Below are 18,946 nucleotides of genomic sequence, written 5' to 3'. Positions count from 1 at the left end.
TGGCGGTTAGGACACTCGCCGGGGTGCCCCGACTGCGTCGCACATCACATCTATGACTTCGGCACTTGCGGCGTCCGGCAGGCGTGTGAAGTAGCGCACTTGTTCGACTGCCTGGTAGAGCAGCATTTCAAGGCCGGGGACCACCGTTCCGCCGCCGGAGTGCCATGCGGCGGCGATTTTGCTGGGCCAGGGATCGTAAGCAACGTCGAGCAGGACGCCGTCCGTGCGCCGTCCCAGCGCCTCCAGTTCCGCCGCCATCCCGTCTGCCGCCCGCGGCGGCAGCGTGGATATTACGACGCCGGCAGCGGCCATCGCTTCGACCGCACCGTCGAGGGTATGGACGGAGATGTCCATGCCGAGGCCGGCCGCTGCCGCCCTCGCTTCCGCGGCCCGCGCAGTGTTCCGGACATACACGTCCACCGAAACAGCGCCGAGCTCCTGCAGCGCTGCCACAGCCGCGGCCGCCGTTCCGCCGCCGCCGAGGATCACCCCGGAGGGGTTGTCGGCGGCGCCGGCATTGCGGAGCGCGTTGACGATTCCGGTGACGTCGGTGTTATAGCCGATGCGCCGGACCGATTCCCCGTCACCTTCGAAGGCCACGGTATTGATGACGCCCAGGACCCGTCCCACGCCGCGGACCTCGTCCACCTCGGCCACCATGGCCTTCTTCAGCGGCATGGTGACCGACAGCCCGCGCCAGTCCGGCTCAGCCCGGACGGAGTCCATGAATGCCGGCAGCGCTTCTTCCGTCACATCGATGGCGGTATAGCCGATCTCCACACCGAGCCGCGCATAGGCGGCCAGGTGGAGGGCCGGTGACTTCGAATGGCCGATGGGGTGCCCCAGGACCGCTGCCCGCAGGCTCATACGCAACGGCCCGGGTTGGCCTCGCACCAGGTGTTGTACTGCTCGACGAAGACGTTATGTTCGGCCAGCGTCTTGGAGAACTTCGTCTCCTTGGTGTCGAGGTTGATGGTCACCCAGTACAGGTAGTCGTTCTTATTCGGCTTGGCCGCCGCATCGATGGCCGTCTTGCCCGGCGATCCGATGGGCCCGACAGGCAGGCCCTGGATGGCGTAGGTGTTGTACGGGTTGGACTTGTCGGCTTTTTCGGCCTCGTCAATGTGGAAGCTCTTCTTGCCCAGGCCGTAGGTGACGGTGGCGTCCGACTGGATCAGCCCGTTGGTTTCGGTGTTCGTGGGCTTCAGGCGGTTGTAGATGGCGCCTGCCACATCCTTGTACTCGGCCTGGCCGCCTTCTGCCTGCACGATGCTGGCAACGGTCACAACGTCGTACTGCTTGGCGGCATCCGTCACGCCCTGCGCCTTCAGCTCATCCTGCGTGGTCTTCACCAGCTTGGTCAGGATCTCCTTGGCGGTGGAACCGAGCGGGAAGCGGTACTCTCCTGGGGCCAGGAACCCTTCGAGGTTCTTCGCCTTGGACGAGAGCCCGAACTGCTTGGGTGAATCGCTGAGTGCCTTCAGCTGGGCGACGGACAGCCCCGAGCCCTCAGAAATCGCCTGCAGCGATTCATCGATCCGCAGGCCGGCATTCAGCGCGAAGTACATGACCCTCGCCTGCCCCTCGTTGAGAAGCACGGAGACGGCGTCGGAGTTCTTCATTTCCTGCTTGAAGTCATACTCCCCCGGCGACAGCGTGCCGCCGGATGCGGTCAGCGCCGTCATGAACGTATCCGCGTTGGCAACCACCTTCGCCTCTTCCAGCTTGGCTGCAACAGACACCGGACCTTCACCCGGAACAACGGACACCTTGACCTGGCCGGTACCGGGGCCCGGATAGTCGGACGGCTTGTTCTCGCCCAGCAGCGGCTTCAGGAACTGCGCCCCGACGACGGTTGCCGTGACAAAGAGCGCGAGCGTAAGCAACAGCGCCACGAAACGGCGCCGTCGCCGGACCTTCTTGGACGGCCGGTTCACAGTGGCTGTGGTTTCGGCGCCGGCCAGGAGCTGGTGCCCCACTGCCTGGTGCTCATAGGGCGCGTGGTCCTCGTAAGTTTCGTGATCAGCGTCGTAGTGGTGGCTGTCCTCGTAATGGTGGCCGGGCTCAAACTCGGCATGGTGGCCCCGCGCGAATTCGTCGAAGTGCGGCGCATCTTCGGACTGGGCGCCGTGGACCTCAGAAGCGGTATTCCCGGGCACAGTGTCCGCGTGTGCGCCGGCGTCCGCATGGTCGGCGGGATCGTGGATAGTGGGCGGAACCTGGGGGGCATCGGGAACCTCGGCGGCCGGTATGGGTTCGGCAGCCGGAACAGGCCGGGCGTCAGGAACGTGGGCCTCCGGGACAGCGGACGCAGCGGGAACGGCCACCGGAGGGGCCGGGATTGCCGCCGTCCCGGCACTGTCCGCACCGGAGACCGAAGCCGCAGACGCCGACTGCCGTGCGGCGCCCGCTCCGGCGTGCACCTCTTCACCGGACTCGTAGGCCTGCTCGGGCACGGCATCGCCGGATTCGGCGGTGACGGCCTTCTCGCGGGCGCGGATTTCCTTGCGTGTCAGGGGCTGTCTGGCGTCCGCGAAGGGTTCGCCGGAGGAGTCGTCACGATTGACCGGGCTCACTGTAGCTTTCCATCCTCTGAAGATCGTGTTTCCGTTTCCGGGCCAGGCCGTTCAGCAGTATCTGCTGCAGCGTGTCCGGACAGCCCCGCACGGGGAAGCGCGCGCACACGGCTCCCCACATCCGTTCCCCTGGCTTTTTGCATGTCGATGGCGTGCTGCAATATTCCGGCAGCCGCAACCTGATCCACCACTTTACGGTGATTTTTGCTGCTCATGCCAGCTTGGTGAAGGCTGCGGTGGGCCGTGACGGTGCTGAGCCGCTCGTCGATCAGGTGCACCGGGACGTCCAAACCAGTGCGGTCCAGCTCCTCGGCCAGCAGCTGTGCGTACTCGGTGGCCATGCGCGCCGAGGCGTGTTCCTCGCCTTTCATGGTCCTCGGCAGCCCCACGAAAATCTGCACGGCATCCCGGTCTGCCGCAAGGGCGGCGATCACCCGGACATCCGAATTCTTCTTGGGATTGCGGTCGAGCGTTTTCAGCGGTGTGGCAAGGATCTCATCCCGGTCACAGATGGCGACGCCGACGCGGACGGTGCCCACGTCCACCCCCAGTTTGATGCCCCGGGGGTGGACGTGCGGCTCAGCGGAGGAAGTCACGGGCTGCTAGCGCCTCGTGACGGCGTCGACGATGGCAGTCAGAGCGGCGCCGACCTTGGAGGCGTCAGTGCCGCCGCCCTGGGCAACGTCGTCCTTGCCGCCACCGCCGCCGCCGAGGATTCCGGCGGCGAGCCGGACCAGGGCGCCTGCCTTCACGCCGGCTTCACGGGCGGCTTCATTGGTGGCCACCAGGATCACCGGGCGGTCGTTGCTGACGCCGGCCACGGCTACCGTGGAGGCTTCGGAGCCGAGCCGGTTGCGCAGGTCCAGGGCGAGGCCCCGGATGTCGTCGGCACCGCTGACCTGGCCAGCGTCGTGCGCGATCACCCGGACGCCGGCAGCGTCCACGGCCGATCCGGCGAGCTGGGCTGCAGCGGCAGCGAGCTGTTCCTTCCGGAGCCGCTCGAGTTCCTTCTCCGTGGCCTTCAGCTTGGTGAGGGTCGCGGAGATACGGTCCGCCAGCTGGCCCGAGGGCACCTTGAGCATTTCGGTGAGTTCCGTCACCAGAGCGCGCTCGGCGGCCAGGTGGCGGAACGCGTCCATGCCGACGAACGCCTCGACGCGGCGGTTTCCCGACCCGACGGACTGTTCGCCCAGCAGCGAGAGGCTGCCGATCAGGGAGGTGTTGGACACGTGGGTGCCGCCGCAAAGCTCACGGGACCACGCGCCGTCGATCTCCACAACCCGGACTTCGCTGCCGTAGTTCTCACCGAACAGCGCCATGGCGCCCAGGGCCTTGGCCTCGGTGAGGCTCATGACCTTGGTGTCCACGTGGAAGTTGTTCCGGATGGCGAGGTTGGAGACTTCCTCGATCTCGGACTTGGTGGCGGCGCTGAGGCCCTCGCCCCAGGCGAAGTCGAAGCGGAGGTACCCGGCCTTGTTGAACGAGCCGCGCTGGGTGGCCTGCGGGCCGAGGATCTGGTGCAGCGCGGCGTGCACGATGTGCGTTCCCGTGTGCGCCTGCTCGGCTGCGTGGCGCCGCTCCCGGTCCACTGCCGCGCGGACCAGCGCATCGGAGGCGATTTCGCCTTCGCGGACGATCGCCTTGTGCACGCTCAGGCCCTTGAGCGGACGCTGGACGTCCAGAACCTCGACGACGAAGCCGTCGCCGGTGATCAGTCCGGTGTCGGCCGCCTGGCCGCCAGCCTCCGCGTAGAAGGGGGTTTCGGCGAGGACGAGTTCGATTTCGTCACCGGTGGCCGCCTGCGCCACCTTGGCGCCCCCACTGAGGATGCCGCGGACGCGGGATTCGCCTTCGAGGTCGGTGTAGCCGGTGAAGACGGTTTCGCCTTCGGCCAGCAGTTCCTGGAAAGCGGAGAGGTCGGCGTGGCCGCCCTTCTTTCCCTTGGCGTCGGCCTGCGCGCGCTGGCGCTGTTCGAGCATGAGCTTGCGGAACTCGGGCTCGTCCACCTTCAGGCCGGCTTCCTCGGCCATTTCCAGGGTCAGGTCGATCGGGAAGCCGTATGTGTCATGGAGAGTGAACGCATCGGAGCCGGAGAGCGGGCGCCCTGCTGCCTTGGATTCCTTGACGGCGTCCTCGAGCCGGGCAGTGCCGGACGCGATGGTGCGCAGGAACGCCTTTTCTTCGGCGTAGGCGATCCGGCTGATGCGGTCGAAGTCCGTGTCCACCACCGGGTACACGCCCTTCATGGCGTCACGCGAAGCAGGCAGGAGGTCCGGCAGGCAGGCCTGTTCCACGCCGAGGAGGCGCATGGAGCGGACCGCGCGGCGGATGAGGCGGCGCAGCACGTAGCCGCGGCCTTCGTTGGAGGGCGTGACGCCGTCGGCGATGAGCATCAGGGCCGAGCGGATGTGGTCGGCAACGACGCGCATGCGGACGTCGTCGGCGTGGTGCGGGTCGTCGTCGGTTTCGGCGGAGGTATATTCCTTGCCCGAGAGCTTGGATGCCATGTCGATGACCGGGCGGACCTGGTCTGTCTCGTACATGTTCTCGACGTCCTGCAGGATCATGGCCAGACGCTCCATGCCCAGGCCGGTGTCGATGTTCTTCTTGGGCAGCTCGCCCATGATGTCGAACTCGACCTTCGAACGGACGTTGTCGATCTGGTACTGCATGAACACGAGGTTCCAGATCTCGACGTAGCGGTTCTCGTCGGCGATGGGGCCGCCCTCGGCACCGTAGGCGGGGCCGCGGTCGTAGTAGATCTCCGAGCACGGGCCGGCGGGGCCGGGCTGGCCGGTGGACCAGTAGTTGTCCGACTTGCCCATGCGCTGGATGCGCTCAGCGGGCACTCCGGTGTTCTTGAACCAGAGTTCCTCGGCTTCGTCGTCCTCTTCGTAGACGGTCACCCACAGCAGCTCCGGCGGAAGCCCGTACCCGCCGTCGGCAACGCTGGTGGTGAGCAGCTCCCACGCGAACTTGATGGCGTCTTCCTTGAAGTAGTCGCCAAAGGAGAAGTTGCCGCACATCTGGAAGAACGTGCCGTGACGGGCAGTCTTGCCGACTTCCTCGATGTCACCGGTCCGGATGCACTTCTGGACGCTGGTGGCACGGGTGTAGGGCGGTTCCTCGCGTGCGGTCAGGTACGGGATGAACGGAACCATGCCGGCAACCGTGAACAGCAGGGAGGGGTCGCTGGAGACCAGCGATGCGGAGGGAACCGCCGTGTGGCCTTTGCTGACGAAAAAGTCCACCCAGCGCTTTGTGATCTCCTGCGACTTCATGAGCTGATTACTTACCCTTCTTGGTTCACGCATGCTGGCGCGTGACAGTTTGATTCAGAGGCAGCCCCGGTGTTTGGACGGTGCTGCAGGTTTTAATTCTCGCGCGTTTAGCGGCGGACGAGGTCCTGGGATTCAACACCCAGCGCGGTGCGCAGGTCCGTTTCCCGTTCCCGCATGCCGGCGCGGACGGCGTCGGCAAAGTCGTAGACCCCGTCGGCGAGCCGGCCCACGGCCCGGTTCAGGCCTTCGGGGCCGAGAGCTGACTGCGCCTCGGTGACCTTGCGGAAGGCGATGACGCCGATGGCCACGCCGATTCCCATCCAGACAAGTCTTTTCATTTCAGTTCTCCGGGCGGGTTAGCGGCTGCGGCGGCCGGTGGCGGGCTTCTTGCGGGTGGCGAACGCGGAACGGACGCCGTAGCTGAACGCGGCCACCTTGATCAGCGGCGAACCGATGGTGGCGGCCATCAGCGAGGACAGCGCCGAGATGTTGGCCGAGGCATCCGAAACGTTGGAGGCAATGCCGTCCACCTTCTTCAGCTGCTGGTTGGTGGTGGATACCGTAGCGGTGACCTCGTCCATGAGGGGGGTGGCGCCGTCGCTGATCGAGCGGATGGATGTCCGCACCTCGTCGAATACCCGTCCGAGCTTGAGGATGGGGACAGCAAGCAACAGGACCAGGAGCGCAAATACCCCGGCCGCGATCAGGCCGGCAATATCGCCACCAGACATAGACGTTCATCTCCTTGAAACTCCGTGGAACCGTACCGGGCACGCGGCCGCGAAGGTCCGCAGCCGCAAATGCCCCCCAAGTACCTTACATACAAAAGCCCAGTACCCTACATACAAAGAAGCCCGCGGCGCTTGCCACGGGCTTCTTTGTATACGCTGCCGGAATTTAGCGTGCGTAGAATTCGACGACGAGCTGCTCTTCGCAGGTCACGGGGACCTCGGAGCGCTTCGGGCGGCGGACCAGGCGGGCCTGGAGGGCGTCAAGCTTGACGTCCAGGTAAGCCGGAACGGCGGGCAGGACGTCGCGGTGGGCGCCGGCTGCTGCAACCTGGAACGGAGCCATCGTTTCGCTGCGGCTGTGAACGTGGACCAGCTGGCCCTCGCCGACGCGGAAGGACGGGCGGTCAACGCGGATGCCGTCAACCAGGATGTGGCGGTGCACAACCAGCTGGCGGGCCTGTGCGATGGTGCGGGCGAAGCCGGCACGCAGCACGAGGGCGTCGAGGCGCATTTCGAGCAGTTCGATGAGGTTTTCACCGGTCAGGCCCTTGGTGCGGCGTGCTTCTTCGAAGGCACGGGTCATCTGGGCTTCGCGGATGCCGTACTGGGCGCGCAGACGCTGCTTTTCGCGCAGACGCACGGCGTAGTCGGAGTCCTGCTTCTTGCGGGCGCGGCCATGCTCACCGGGGCCGTACGGGCGGCGCTCCATGTACTTGGCGGCCTTGGGGGTCAGAGCGATGCCGAGGGACCGCGAGAGGCGGGCCTGACGGCGAGCACGAGTGTTGTTAGCCACTTGTGTCCTTCCAATATCTGCGGTGTGTCAGTGTTACTGGCCTCCAGAAGGGAGAGCATCGGCCAACCGCTGCCTTTTGCTACTGGGCACAGGGGACAGCACCGTCGAACGGAAATTCGGTGGAGTGTGCGTCCGTGCCTTGCCAGACAAGGATCAAGCTTACCATGCGGGTCACTTGCCCCGGACGATCTTCCGGAGCCGTTCGAGCCGCACGGCAATGTCCCGCTCCGCGCCGTTGGCGGTGGGCTCGTAGTAGTCGCGGCCCACGAGATCGTCCGGCGGGTACTGCTGGGTTGCCACCGAGTGCGGGGCATCGTGGGCGTATTTGTAGCCCACGCCGTGACCAAGCTGCTTGGACCCGGGATAGTGCGAGTCGCGCAGGTGCGTGGGGATGCCGTTGCCCAAACCTGCCCGCACGTCCGCAATGGCCTTGTTGATGCCCATGTAGGCAGCGTTGGACTTCGGCGCCGTGGCCAGGTGGACCACCGCCTCGGCCAGGATGATGCGCCCCTCGGGCATTCCGATCAGCTGCACCGCCTGCGCTGCGGCCACCGCCGTCTGCAGCGCCGTCGGATCCGCCATGCCCACGTCCTCGGCGGCCGAGATCACGATCCGCCGGGCCACGAAGCGCGGGTCCTCCCCCGCTTCGAGCATCCGGGCGAGGTAGTGCAGGGCCGCGTCCACGTCGGAGCCGCGGATGGACTTGATGAACGCGCTGGCCACATCGTAGTGCTGGTCCCCGGCCCGGTCGTAGCGGACGGCTGCCGCGTCCAGCGCGCGTTCGGTGTGCCGCAGTTCAACGGTGACCGGTTCCCCGGTGACCGGCGTCCCCGGCTCGCTTTCGGCGTCAACGGAATTTACGACGACGTCGTCCGCGTCACCGAACGCGACGCCCGCCGCAGCTTCCAGCGCCGTCAGCGCCCGGCGGGCATCGCCGCCGGAAAGCCGGACCAGGTGCTCCAGGGCCTCGTCGCTGAGCCGGACATTGCCGTTCAGCCCGCGCGGGTCCTCGACGGCCCGGACCAGCAGGCCCTCAATGTCGGCGTCGGTGAGCGGCTTCAGCGTGAGCAGCAGGGATCGGGACAGCAGCGGCGACACCACCGAAAACGACGGGTTCTCCGTGGTCGCCGCCACCAGCACCACCCACCGGTTTTCGACGCCGGGCAGCAGCGCGTCCTGCTGTGCCTTGTTGAAGCGGTGGATCTCGTCGAGGAACAGGACGGTGGTGGTCTTGTAGAGGTCGCGGGCGGTCAGGGCGTCGTCCATGACCCGGCGGACATCCTTGACGCCCGCGGTGATGGCGGACAGTTCCACGAACTTGCGGCCGGGACCGCGCGCGATCACGTGCGCCAGCGTGGTTTTCCCTGTGCCCGGAGGGCCCCAGAGAATCAGCGAGCTCGGCCCGGCCGGGCCGGTGGCATCTGCCCCGGCCCCGGCTGCAAGCTGGCGCAGCGGCGACCCCTGGCCCAGCAGATGCTGCTGACCCACCACCTCGTCCAGCGTCCGGGGCCGCATTCGGACCGCCAGCGGACTGCGCGGCTGGGTGGCACGTGACTGACCCGATCTGGGTTGAACAGAACCGGTCGAGCCGGCGGTGCTGACGGCGTCGTCGTTGTCGTCGTCGCCGGCCTGCGCCGCCGAACCAAAGAGATCATCCACATAGATAGGCTACTTCCAGAATCAGCAGGAAAAATCCGGCCATGAAAGCAGGGGATCCGGCAATGGCAGGCAACCGCCCGGAACGGGGACAACCAGCACCGGGGCGCGGCGTGTCCACCAGGACCGCGTTCATCCCCGGTCCGCGGCTGGCCGGCTGGGTGGAACGGTTCGCCGCCAGCCACGGTGACCTGGAGATGGAGGACCACGACGACGGCGTTCGGCTGGCCGCCGCGGACGGTGCCACTGCACTGCTGCAGGCGCCGTGGCCCGACGACGGCCGGCCGGGCCGCGGGTCGGGCCTGGTGGAAAGGCTGGCTTCACTGGCTTCCCAGCCGCGCACTGTGGGCCTGCTCCTGGTCCGCCGGGGAGGCTACGGGGTGGCCGTGGCCAGCGAAGGGAGCATCCTCGCCGCCAAGACCGGTTCCAAGTACGTGCAGTCCCGCTCCGCGGCCGGCGGCCAGTCCCAGCAGCGGTTTGCCCGGCGCCGCGCCAACCAGGCGGACGCGATGGTGGAGGCGGTGGCGGAGCAGGCGAGGCTGGTTTTTGCCGCCCAGACGTTCGAATACATCCTGCCGGGAGGTGACCGTGCTCTGGCGGACGATGTCCTGGCGCTGCCTGCCCTGAAGCCCTGGGCAGGCCTGCCCCGCCTGGCCTACCTCGACGTCCCCGACCCCCGCGCCGCCGTCGTGAAGAAGGCCGCGGCCGGCGCCTGCGCGGTACGGGTGACGGTGACAGACCCGCCGGGGAGGTAGCTGCCGAAACGGGGCAGCGCCGGCTACTCCTCAGGAGCCAGCGTTACCGTGACCCCGTCCAGGTCCCGGCTGAAGCCCACCTGGCACGAGAGCCGCGAGCCGCATTCCCGGTAGCTCTCGGCCTCGACGAGCAGCTCGAGTTCGTCCTCGCTGCGTTCCTCGAGGGTGTCGAAGACCGCCTGCTCGAGGAACACGTGGCAGGTGGCACAGGAGGCCGTGCCGCCGCATGAGGCCACGACGGGCAGGTCGTTGTCCCGGAGCGCCTCCATCATGGTCTGGTCAGGCTCCCATTCAAGGTCATGGGTGGTGCCTTCACGGTCCACGACCGTCAGTTGGTTGCTGCTCGTGTGGGGGTTGCTCATGTCGGTCTCCTCAGCGTTGGGCTGCAGTGAGGGCAGCGGCTGCATGGTCGGGGTTGTTGGAAATAGGGCCGGTGAGGATGGTGTCGGCGAGGGGAATGCCGGGGTCAGCGGCCCGTGCCGGATCGATCCGGGCGCCCTGGGCAATGAGCCGCTTGGCGGACCGGAAGTCGGCAAGGTTGGCAATGGTGTCGACGGCGGCGAGGCGGCCGCCGCGGAGATAGACCACGGAGAATTTGCCGCCGGACGGTACGCCGCGGACGATCACGTGGTCCTCCGGGTGGCGCACTCCGGCGGTCTGCAGCCGGACACCGTGCTGGACGGTCCAGAACCAGGGAACTTCCGGCTCTGCGGCCGCCTGGCCGGTGATGTGCGCGGCCACCCGGTCTGCCTGGGCCAGCGCGTTCTGGATGCACTCCAGCCGCTGGCTCACGCCGTCGATGGGCTGGTGAACCGGGCGACGTCACCGCTGGCGTAGATGGCCGGATCCGACGTCCGGCCGTCGCCGTCCACCAGGATGCCGTCCCTGCAGTCCAGGCGTGCGTCCGCGGCCAGCTCCTGGTTGGGCAGGATGCCGATGCCGGCCAGGACGACGTCTGCCGGAAAGACGGAGCCATCGGCGGTTGTCACGCTATGGGCCGCCTGTCCGCCGCCGGTCGGTTGCCCGCCGTCGATAGACGTGACCGCGGCGCCGAAGACGAACCGCACGCCGTGCCGCTCGTGGAGCTGCTCGAAGTGGCGGGAGACGGGAGCCGCCGTTACCCGGCTCATGACTCTGTCCTGGAATTCGAGCACCGTGACGTCGCAGCCTTTCGCGGCAGAAGCGGCGGCCACTTCCAGCCCGATATACCCCGCGCCGATGATGGCGACGCGGGCTCCCGGGACCAGCAGGCCTTTGAGTTCCAGGGCATCGTCCCGGGTCCGCAGCGATCTGACTCCCGGCAGGCCCGCACCCGGCACCGTGAGGGGCCTCGCCCGTGACCCGGTGGCGATCACCAGCCGGTGGTAGAGCTGCCGCGTGCCGTCGGACAGCAGCACGGTGCGGCGGTTCCTGTCGATGGACTCCGCGGTGACGCCTGCCAGGCGGTCGATGCCCTTGTCCGTATAAAACCGTTCCTTGCGCAGGACGGCTGGCTCATCCACTGCGCCGGCCTTCAGAAGTTCCTTGGAGAGCGGCGGCCGCTCGTAGGGAAGCCCGTTGCCCGCGTCGATCAGCAGAACGCCGCCTTCCCAGCCCCTCGCCCGGAGCCCGGCGGCAACGGCCACGCCGGAGTGCCCCGCACCGACGATGACCACCGGACCGCCATTGCCCGTTGCGGCCGCGCTACTCATTGGACTGTCCTGCCATGGCCTGCACCGCAGTGGTCTGCACTGTCTTGGCGTGCCCTGCGTTCAATTGATGCAGCACCACGTGGAGGTGCTCCGGCCCGGAGTTGGTCAGGTTGTTGCCGCGCACATACTCGATGGGCCGGTCCGGATCCTGGCTGACCGATGCGAGCTTTTCGGCGAGGAGCCTCACCGTCACCAGGACCTCAAGTTTGGCCAGGGGAGCGCCGAGGCAGCTGTGGACCCCGTGCCCGAAGCCCAGGTGCCCGTCCGTGCTGCGGTCGATGTCGAAGCGCTCGCCGTCAGGGTACTTCCTGCTGTCACGGTTCGCTGCGGCGGGCAGCAGGCGGACAATGGCGCCGGCGGGAATCGTCACTCCGGCAACCTCCACCTCCTCCGTGGTGATCCGGCTGGCGCGCTGCACGGTGCCGCGGTAGCGGGCCAGTTCCTCGACGAAGAGGTTTGCGTCGTCCGGATTCCGGCGGATCCGGCCCAGCAGGCCAGGGTGCTCGCTGAAGACGCGGAATGCGTTGGCCAGCAGGATGGTGGTGGTGTCGTGGCCTGCGACGAAAACGAAGGCGCAGAGTTCCTTGGCTTCCTTCTCGCTGAGCAGCCCCTCCTTCCACATCCGGGCAATGTGTCCGCCCACGGAGCCGCTCTCCTCGCGGTACAGCCGCTCCATAGTGCCCTTGAGGTATTCGAAGAACTCGAGGGCGCTCTGCTCGTCGGTCCCGGTGCCCTGCGCATTGCGGGCCAGCCGGCCGAAGTAGCTGAACGTTTCGTCGGACCAGAACTTCATCTTCCCGAAGTCCTCGGCAGGCACATCGAGCAGAGCACTGATGGTGGACATGCTCAGCGGGATAGCGTACTCGTCCACTGCGTCCCCGCCGCCGGCGGCAAGCATCGGCACCAGGTACTTTTCCGCGTTCTCCCGGACCCGGTCCTCGAAGCGGGCAATGGCCTTGGGGGTGAAGGCCTGCGCCACCACCTGGCGGAGGCGGGTGTGGTTGGGGGCGTCGAACAGGGTCAGAAAGGTCAGCGGGACCGGGTCCACAACCTCGGACGAGAAGACTTTCGGTGCGCGCATGGCCCGGCGGACATCGTCGTACCGGGAGATGAACCAGACGTCCGAAACGGGTGACTGGGCGCGGAGCACCGGGGCGTGCTCCCGCATCCACGCATAGTGGCCGTAGGGATCCCCCTGGGTGCCGTCGTCGACCACCTTGAACGGTGCCATACCCTGTGGCCAGTCCAGTTCATGTGAATACGGAGGCAGGGTTTCTGTCAGTGCGGCAGGCATCATCGTCCTTCTTTCCGGTTGGCTTCGGCGTGATCCGGTGTGATCCGCCTCTCACTCCACGGTGCGCCATCCGCCGTTCCGGCACCCACGGGTCTTCCGTTCATCGGTTGCGAAAGTCCGCCCGGCCTACCGGCCAGGCAGCCTGCACCTGGGCGGATTTCAGCGCGCGGGAGATCCCGTGTGCAGCAGTCAGAAGGGCCGGGACGATCAGCGGCACCGCGGCGTCCCGCCTGGGCACGATGGCGTTAAGCGCCGCAGCGACCGTCTTGCCGGGCCCGAAAACGGGCACGGCAATGCCCGCCCATTCGGTGACCCCGATGCCCGGTAGAGCCACGTAGCCGCACTGCCTGATCTCCGCCAGGTGCTTGCGGATAAGCCGGGGATCGGTCAAGGTCTCTGGAGTCACCGCGGCTAAGGGCTGCGAGAGCACCGCGGCCTGGACGGCCGGCGGCGAGAAGGCCAGCAGCACCAGGCCGGACGAAGCTGCGTGGATGGGCATCCGCTGTGCAATGTGAGCCGCGTCCAGGCTGGAATGTGGCGAGGAGAGCCGCTCCACGTACAGCACAGTCCCGTGGTCCAACACGGCCAGGGTCGTGTGCTGGTGGACCGCTGCCTGGACATCCTCCATGAACGGCAGCGCCAGCTCACGAAGGTTCAGGGCGCGCGATCCCCGGGCGGCGAGTTCCCACATCCGCATCCCGGAGCACAGATTACCGTCCGGCAGCCGCTCAACCAGCCCGTGGGCCACGAGTTCGTCCACGAGCCGGTGGGCGGTGGTCAGCGGGAGGCCGGCGCGGCGGGCGAGACCGGAGAGGGGCAGGGACTGCAGGTTCCGATCGAAGGCGCCCATGAGCCGTACGACACGGCTGATTACCGATTCCCCGGATGGTGAGTTGGCCAAGGTTCCTGCTCCCTTCTGCCTCCCGGCCTCTTTCGTGCGGCGGCAGGCGGGTGACTGACAAACGCCCAGTAAATCCGGAAGCGCAGCCGCCCGGGAGCAGGATTACCATTGAGCGGGAATCGACAGGAGGAACCGTGGCCAACTCCGCATCCGGCGAGTCGATCATCGGCCGCTTCGTGAAGATCGTGAGCGCTTTCGACGACCGGCACTCCGCCATGAGCGTCGCAGAACTGGGACGCCGCACCGGCCTGCCGGTGACAACCACTTACCGGCTGGTCAACGACCTGCTCCTCGAGCGGCTGCTGGAGCGCGAGCCCGGCGGCGACATCCACATCGGCACCCGGCTGTGGGAACTGGCTTCCCGCGGTTCCAAGATGCTGGGCCTGCGCGAAGCGGCCCTGCCGTTCATGGAGGACGTCCAGGCAGTGGTGCAGCACTCCACAACCCTGGGGATTCTCGACTCGGACGAGGTCCTGTACATCGAGCGGCTTGGCTCGGACAGGACCATCGTGGACATCACCAAGATCGCCGGGAGGCTGCCGGTCCATGCCACCTCCTCGGGCCTGGTGCTGCTGGCCCACTCCCCCGCTGCCTACCAGGACGCGTTCCTGGCCCGGCCCCTCACCAAGTTCACCGAGACGACGCTGACCGAGCCGGCTGCCCTCAGGCGCCACCTGGCGGAGATCCGCCAGCGCGGATTTGCTGCCATGCCCGGGGTGATCGTGCCGGAGTCCAGCGGCATCGCCGTGCCGGTATTCGGTGCCGACAACACGGTCCGCGCCGCACTCAGTGTCGTGGTGCCGCGCAACGAGGAGAACGCCCCCGCCCGGGTGCCCGTGCTGATGGCAGCGGCCCGCGGAATTTCGAGGGCCCTGGGCTGGCGGGGCGAACTGAAGGGAACTCTCCGCCAGAGTCATTAGCCAAAGGCACTGAAGCCGGTTTTGCCGTTCATCGGTAATCGTGTGGTTCCACTCACAGGCCCCCTGCAACGCTGGCTGGGAAGCAGCGACGAGGCTGCAGGATCACGAGGAGCACCACATGAATCCCACCCAGAACCGCGTGGCCGGCAAAACGGCCATAGTCACCGGAGGCCGCGGCGACCTGGGCAGCGCCACCGCCGCCCTCCTTGCCGAGCACGGCGCGAACGTTGCCAGCCTGGACGTTGGCGGCATCCCTGCCCCCGCTTCCCACAAGAACATCAGCGAGTACGACGTCGATGTCACCAATGAAGACAGCGTCGCCGATGCGGTCCGCAGGGTCCGCGACGAACTGGGCACCCCGGACATCCTGGTCAACGCCGCCGGCATCATCGGCCCGGCAGGAGCGTCCCACACCGCCTCGACTGCGGACTTCGACGCGATTTTCAACGTCAACGTCAAAGGCGTCTGGCTGATGACCAAGCACGTGGTCCCCGGCATGATCGAGAAGAGCGGCGGCAGCATCGTCAACTTCTCCTCCATCCACGGCCTTACCGGCGGCCGGAACGTGCCGCTCTACCATGCCACCAAGGGCGCCGTGCGGCTCCTGAGCAAGTCGGACGCGGCGGCCTACGGAAGCTACGGCATCCGGGTCAATTCCATCCATCCCGGGTCCATGAACACCAGGATGAGCCGCCGTTCCGCCGAGCAGTCGGACATCGGCCCCGAGGCCTACTACCGGCAGCTGGTTGGCTCCAACCCGCTCCCCCGCCAGGGTGAACCGGACGAGATCGCCTACGGCGTGCTCTACCTGGCCTCGGACGAATCACGCTTCACCACCGGCGCCGAGCTGGTCATCGACGGCGGCTACACGGCTGTCTGACGCAGCCCTGGCTCCCATTGCGGCACCGGCCGCAGCACCCTTCATCTTCCTTCTGAGAGGCAACACCCCCATGAAATTCATCAACGGCACCTCCGCTGACAGTTACGACGTCGTTGTCGTCGGTTCCGGCGCGGGGGCACTGACTGCGGCGGCCACCGCCGCCCGGGCCGGCAAGTCCGTCGTCGTGCTTGAAAAAAGTGAACTGCTCGGCGGAACCTCCGCCGTTTCCGGCGGCATGCTCTGGGTGGCAGACAACCACCACGCCCGGAAGGCCGGGATCGCCGATTCCAAGGCCGCAGCCGCCCGGTACGTGCGCGCTGTTGCCCGCGGAAGGGGCCGCGAGGAACTGCTGGACGCGGCGCTGGACTACGGCGACCAGATGCTGCGCTTCGTCGAGGAGGAGTGCGGTGTCCGCTTCATCTTCCTCAACAACTTCCCCGATTACCGGCAGGACCTGCCCGGGGCCGTGACAGGCGGCCGGACCGTGGAGCCCGAGCTGTTCAACAGCACCGCGGCGCTGGGCGAACTCAAGAAGCACGTGCGCAGTGACGGCCGCGCCCCGTTCACCATGCAGGAATACGAGGAGTGGGGCGCCTTCACCAAGTTCCCGTGGGATGAACTTGCCGGCCGTCAGGAAGCCGGCCTGGTAGCCAAGGGCCAGGCCCTCGTCTCCATGCTGCTCGCCAGCCTGGTCCGCGACGGTGCCTCACTTGTCACCGGGGCACGCGGCCACCGCCTGCTGACCGACGGCGGCCGGGTGACCGGCGTCGAACTGGAAAGCGGCGAGGCGTTTCATGCCCGTGACGGCGTGGTGCTCGCGACCGGCGGCTTCGAGTGGGACAAGGCCCTGGCCGGCTCGATGCTCGCATCCCGGCTGTACACAATGTGCTCGACGCCGTCGAACACCGGCGACGGCCTCCGGATGTCACAGCGGATCGGCGGCCAGACCCGCGGCACGCGTGAAGCGTGGTGGGCGCCGATGTCCGTCACCGGCGACACCCGCGACGGCCAACCGGTAGGCACCCTGCTGCGGTTCGAACGGCAAGGCCCGGGGTCCCTCATGGTGAACCGGCATGGCCGCCGCTTCGCCAACGAGTCCCAAAACTACAACGACCTCGCCCGCAGCCTGCAGTCCTGGGACTCCGCCGCCAACCAAACCCTGAACACGCCGGCGCACGTCATCGTGGACCACGGCTACCTGGAGCGTTACGGCATCCTGGCCCACCGTGCCGGCCAGCCGACACCTGACTACCTCATCGAGGCACCCACCCTGGCCGGACTCGCCGCGAAGATCAACGTGCCGGCGGAAAACCTCGAGGCCACCGTGGCCCGCTTCAACGGGTTCGCGGTGCGCGGTGAGGACCCTGACTTCGGCCGCGGCGAAAGCGCCTACGACAAGTACTGGGGCGACGCCGACTGCCCGTGGCCGAACCCCTCGCTGGGGCCGCTCGAGTCCGGGCCCTTCTACGCACTGGAGGTGGTGAATGGGGCCTTCGGCACCAACGGCGGCGTGGCCACCGACGGTTCAGCCCGCGTGCTCGACGTCGACGACCGCCCCATCCCGGGCCTGTTCGCCGCCGGCAACACCACGGAAAACGCCTATGCTGCGGGTTATCCCGGCGCCGGTGCCACCCTCGGCCCGATCATGACCATGGGCTACCTCGCCGGACGCGCCCTGGCCGGCCAGTCCCCGGAGTACGCCACGTCACCGGCGGTCGAGCTTGTGGTGGCAGGTGCCTGAAATGATCCGCCACACCGTGCTCTTCCAGTTCAAACCCGGCTTCCCGCCCGCCGAGCGGCAGGCCTGGATTGACGGCCTCGACAACATGGCCGGAAAAATCCCCGGCATGCTCAGCCTCAGCCACGGTCCGGACGTCCTCAGCACCGAACGCTCCTTCGACTACGCCATCGTGGCCGACTTCGAAAGCGTCGAGGACATCGCCGTGTACAACACGCACCCCCTGCACGAGCCGCTGAAGGCGTACTCGTTCCCCAACAGCCGGCAGATCCTCGCCGTGGACTTCCACGTCCCGGACACGACGCCGGCCCCCTCAGAGACGCCGCTGTCCTAAGGAGATTTCCGTGACCACTTCCCCATCAGAGCAGATTCCGCAGCAGGCTCCGCTCAAGACCCCCCGCAAGGCCGCCCTCGCGTCCTTCCTCGGCAGCACGCTGGAGTACTACGACTTCTTCATCTACGGCACAGCCGCCGCCCTCGTGTTCCCGCACCTGTTCTTCCCGTCCGCGGATCCCGCCATCGGCCTGATCGGCGCCTTCGCCACCTTCGGCGTCGCCTACGTGGCCAGGCCCGTCGGCGGGCTGGTGATGGGCCACTTCGGGGACAAGCTGGGACGCAAGAAGATCCTGCTGCTGACGCTCGGCATCATGGGCGTGGCGTCCCTGGGCATCGGGTTCCTGCCCACGTACGACCAGCTCGGCATCTGGGCACCCATCCTGCTGGTGGCGGGCCGGCTGGCGCAGGGCTTCTCCGCCGGCGCGGAATCGGCCGGCGCTTCCACCCTGACGCTGGAGCACTCACCGGAAGGCAGGCGCGGGTTCTTCACCAGCTTCGTGATGACGGGGTATGCGTCCGGCATGGTGCTGGCCACCCTGGTCTTCATTCCGGTCACGGCCCTGCCGCGGGACGCCATGATGGGCTGGGGGTGGCGCATCCCGTTCTGGCTGTCCGTCGTGGTGCTGGCCATCGCCTACTGGGTGCGCACGCACCTGGATGAAACCCCGGTGTTCGCGGAGGCCCAGGAACGCCGCCAGGTGGCCCGGATGCCTATCAAGGACGTGCTCCGCTTCCAGGCCCCGGATGTGCTGCGGGTGGCCGGAATGTCCATCATGTCCGTGATGCAGACCATCTTCACGGTCTTCGGACTCGCCTACGCCACGGCCGACGCCGGATTTGACCGGGGCGCCATCCTGACGGTCAACGCCCTGGCCATCGGCCTGTCCATGTTCGCCATGCCGCTCGCTGCCAGGCTCTCCGACCGGATCGGAAGGCGTCCCCTCCTGCTGACCGCCGCGCTCGGCTGCTCGGTCACGATCTTCCTGTACTTCCTGGCGCTCTCCTCCGGCCACATCGTGCTGGTGTTCCTTGCGGCGTTCCTGAACATGACGGTGCTGTACTCGGGGTTCAACGGTGTCTGGCCGGCATTCTTTGCCGAGCAGTTCGCCGCCCCCGTCCGGTACTCCGGGATGGCCCTGGGCAACCAGTTCGGTCTGGTGCTCGCAGGCTTTGGCCCGATGATCGCCGGACTGCTGCTGGCCCCCGGGACCTGGGGCTGGGTGCCGGTGGCCGTCTTCGGCACCGTGTGCATGATCATTGCCGCAGGATCCGCGTTCTGGTCCCGCGAGACTGCCGCGACCCCCATCGGGGAACTCGGCGCGCCGTACCTGGAAGGCACGGCACGCCGGCGGCAGGCCGAAGCGCAGCAGGCCGCCCTCCAGCACCGCTGACCC

Annotated in this window: 18 protein-coding genes and 2 pseudogenes; 6 read left to right on the top strand and 14 right to left on the bottom strand. The window is 67.4% G+C overall.

Annotation, left to right across the window (positions count from 1 at the left end):
• Positions 1 to 6: 6 nt before the first annotated feature.
• From BWQ92_RS20490 to BWQ92_RS20455, 8 genes are all read right to left on the bottom strand, one after another.
• Positions 7 to 867, bottom strand: coding sequence for a shikimate dehydrogenase (locus BWQ92_RS20490; RefSeq protein ID WP_076802747.1), 861 nt, complete (start codon positions 865 to 867; stop codon positions 7 to 9).
• The gene (gene mltG / locus BWQ92_RS20485) at positions 864 to 2,576 is read right to left on the bottom strand and encodes an endolytic transglycosylase MltG (protein WP_076802745.1); all 1,713 of its coding nucleotides are present in this window, start codon (positions 2,574 to 2,576) and stop codon (positions 864 to 866) included. The genes BWQ92_RS20490 and mltG overlap by 4 nt, the downstream gene beginning before the upstream one ends.
• Positions 2,573 to 3,172, bottom strand: coding sequence for a Holliday junction resolvase RuvX (ruvX, locus tag BWQ92_RS20480; protein ID WP_076802743.1), 600 nt, complete (start codon positions 3,170 to 3,172; stop codon positions 2,573 to 2,575). The genes mltG and ruvX overlap by 4 nt, the downstream gene beginning before the upstream one ends.
• A 6-nt stretch (positions 3,173 to 3,178) precedes the next feature.
• Positions 3,179 to 5,857 carry an alanine--tRNA ligase gene (alaS, locus tag BWQ92_RS20475; protein WP_076802741.1) on the bottom strand — a complete coding sequence of 893 codons (2,679 nt, stop codon included), beginning with the start codon at positions 5,855 to 5,857 and terminating at the stop codon, positions 3,179 to 3,181.
• Positions 5,858 to 5,964: 107 nt separating this feature from the next.
• The gene (locus BWQ92_RS20470; protein WP_172804317.1) at positions 5,965 to 6,195 is read right to left on the bottom strand and encodes a DUF6167 family protein; all 231 of its coding nucleotides are present in this window, start codon (positions 6,193 to 6,195) and stop codon (positions 5,965 to 5,967) included.
• A gap of 18 nt (positions 6,196 to 6,213) precedes the next feature.
• Positions 6,214 to 6,588, bottom strand: a complete 375-nt coding sequence (locus BWQ92_RS20465) for a DUF948 domain-containing protein (RefSeq protein WP_076802738.1) — start codon at positions 6,586 to 6,588, stop codon at positions 6,214 to 6,216.
• Positions 6,589 to 6,754: 166 nt separating this feature from the next.
• Positions 6,755 to 7,381, bottom strand: a complete 627-nt coding sequence (gene rpsD / locus BWQ92_RS20460) for a 30S ribosomal protein S4 (protein WP_076802735.1) — start codon at positions 7,379 to 7,381, stop codon at positions 6,755 to 6,757.
• Positions 7,382 to 7,552: 171 nt separating this feature from the next.
• The gene (locus BWQ92_RS20455) at positions 7,553 to 9,040 is read right to left on the bottom strand and encodes a replication-associated recombination protein A (RefSeq protein ID WP_076802733.1); all 1,488 of its coding nucleotides are present in this window, start codon (positions 9,038 to 9,040) and stop codon (positions 7,553 to 7,555) included.
• A 62-nt stretch (positions 9,041 to 9,102) separates the two neighbouring features.
• On the opposite strand from BWQ92_RS20455, the gene BWQ92_RS20450 reads away from it, so the two are divergent.
• Positions 9,103 to 9,792, top strand: coding sequence for an acVLRF1 family peptidyl-tRNA hydrolase (locus tag BWQ92_RS20450; RefSeq protein WP_076803865.1), 690 nt, complete (start codon positions 9,103 to 9,105; stop codon positions 9,790 to 9,792).
• Between the two features lie 23 nt (positions 9,793 to 9,815).
• Here the strand turns inward: BWQ92_RS20450 and BWQ92_RS20445 are convergent, their stop codons facing one another.
• The 6 genes and pseudogenes from BWQ92_RS20445 to BWQ92_RS24755 all read right to left on the bottom strand — a co-directional run.
• Positions 9,816 to 10,154 carry a 2Fe-2S iron-sulfur cluster-binding protein gene (locus tag BWQ92_RS20445; RefSeq protein WP_076802731.1) on the bottom strand — a complete coding sequence of 113 codons (339 nt, stop codon included), beginning with the start codon at positions 10,152 to 10,154 and terminating at the stop codon, positions 9,816 to 9,818.
• A 10-nt stretch (positions 10,155 to 10,164) separates the two neighbouring features.
• Entirely contained in the window at positions 10,165 to 10,584 is a 420-nt protein-coding gene (locus BWQ92_RS23260; RefSeq protein WP_172804316.1) for an oxidoreductase C-terminal domain-containing protein, read from the bottom strand.
• A complete protein-coding gene (locus tag BWQ92_RS20440) occupies positions 10,581 to 11,483 on the bottom strand; it encodes an NAD(P)/FAD-dependent oxidoreductase (protein WP_083706379.1) in 903 nt (300 codons plus the stop codon). Before BWQ92_RS20440 ends, BWQ92_RS23260 begins: the two co-directional genes overlap by 4 nt.
• Positions 11,476 to 12,714: a cytochrome P450 gene (locus BWQ92_RS20435; RefSeq protein WP_216639954.1), complete on the bottom strand. Its 1,239-nt coding sequence runs from the start codon at positions 12,712 to 12,714 to the stop codon at positions 11,476 to 11,478. The genes BWQ92_RS20440 and BWQ92_RS20435 overlap by 8 nt, the downstream gene beginning before the upstream one ends.
• 244 nt (positions 12,715 to 12,958) lie before the next feature.
• Positions 12,959 to 13,468: pseudogene (locus BWQ92_RS24760) on the bottom strand (IclR family transcriptional regulator); the annotation flags it as partial.
• A gap of 42 nt (positions 13,469 to 13,510) precedes the next feature.
• Positions 13,511 to 13,678 (bottom strand): annotated as a pseudogene (locus tag BWQ92_RS24755) (helix-turn-helix domain-containing protein); the annotation flags it as partial.
• Positions 13,679 to 13,812: 134 nt separating this feature from the next.
• Here BWQ92_RS24755 and BWQ92_RS20425 point away from each other — a divergent pair.
• The 5 genes from BWQ92_RS20425 (at position 13,813) to BWQ92_RS20405 (ending at position 18,943) form a co-directional block, all read left to right on the top strand.
• Positions 13,813 to 14,598: an IclR family transcriptional regulator gene (locus BWQ92_RS20425; protein WP_076802728.1), complete on the top strand. Its 786-nt coding sequence runs from the start codon at positions 13,813 to 13,815 to the stop codon at positions 14,596 to 14,598.
• Positions 14,599 to 14,716: 118 nt separating this feature from the next.
• Positions 14,717 to 15,478, top strand: coding sequence for an SDR family NAD(P)-dependent oxidoreductase (locus tag BWQ92_RS20420; protein WP_076802727.1), 762 nt, complete (start codon positions 14,717 to 14,719; stop codon positions 15,476 to 15,478).
• Positions 15,479 to 15,548: 70 nt separating this feature from the next.
• Positions 15,549 to 17,219 (top strand): FAD-dependent oxidoreductase, encoded by a 1,671-nt coding sequence (locus tag BWQ92_RS20415; protein ID WP_076802726.1) that lies wholly within the window; start codon positions 15,549 to 15,551, stop codon positions 17,217 to 17,219.
• 1 nt (position 17,220) lies between these two features.
• Positions 17,221 to 17,550: a Dabb family protein gene (locus BWQ92_RS20410; RefSeq protein WP_076802724.1), complete on the top strand. Its 330-nt coding sequence runs from the start codon at positions 17,221 to 17,223 to the stop codon at positions 17,548 to 17,550.
• 10 nt (positions 17,551 to 17,560) lie between these two features.
• Entirely contained in the window at positions 17,561 to 18,943 is a 1,383-nt protein-coding gene (locus tag BWQ92_RS20405) for an MFS transporter (protein ID WP_083706377.1), read from the top strand.
• The last annotated feature ends 3 nt before the right edge of the window (positions 18,944 to 18,946 follow it).

The sequence above is a fragment of the Arthrobacter sp. QXT-31 genome (assembly GCF_001969265.1).
Classification (GTDB): Bacteria; Actinomycetota; Actinomycetes; order Actinomycetales; family Micrococcaceae; genus Arthrobacter.
Note: the sequence above shows the minus strand (reverse complement) of the source record. Positions and strands in the feature narration are given on the sequence as shown.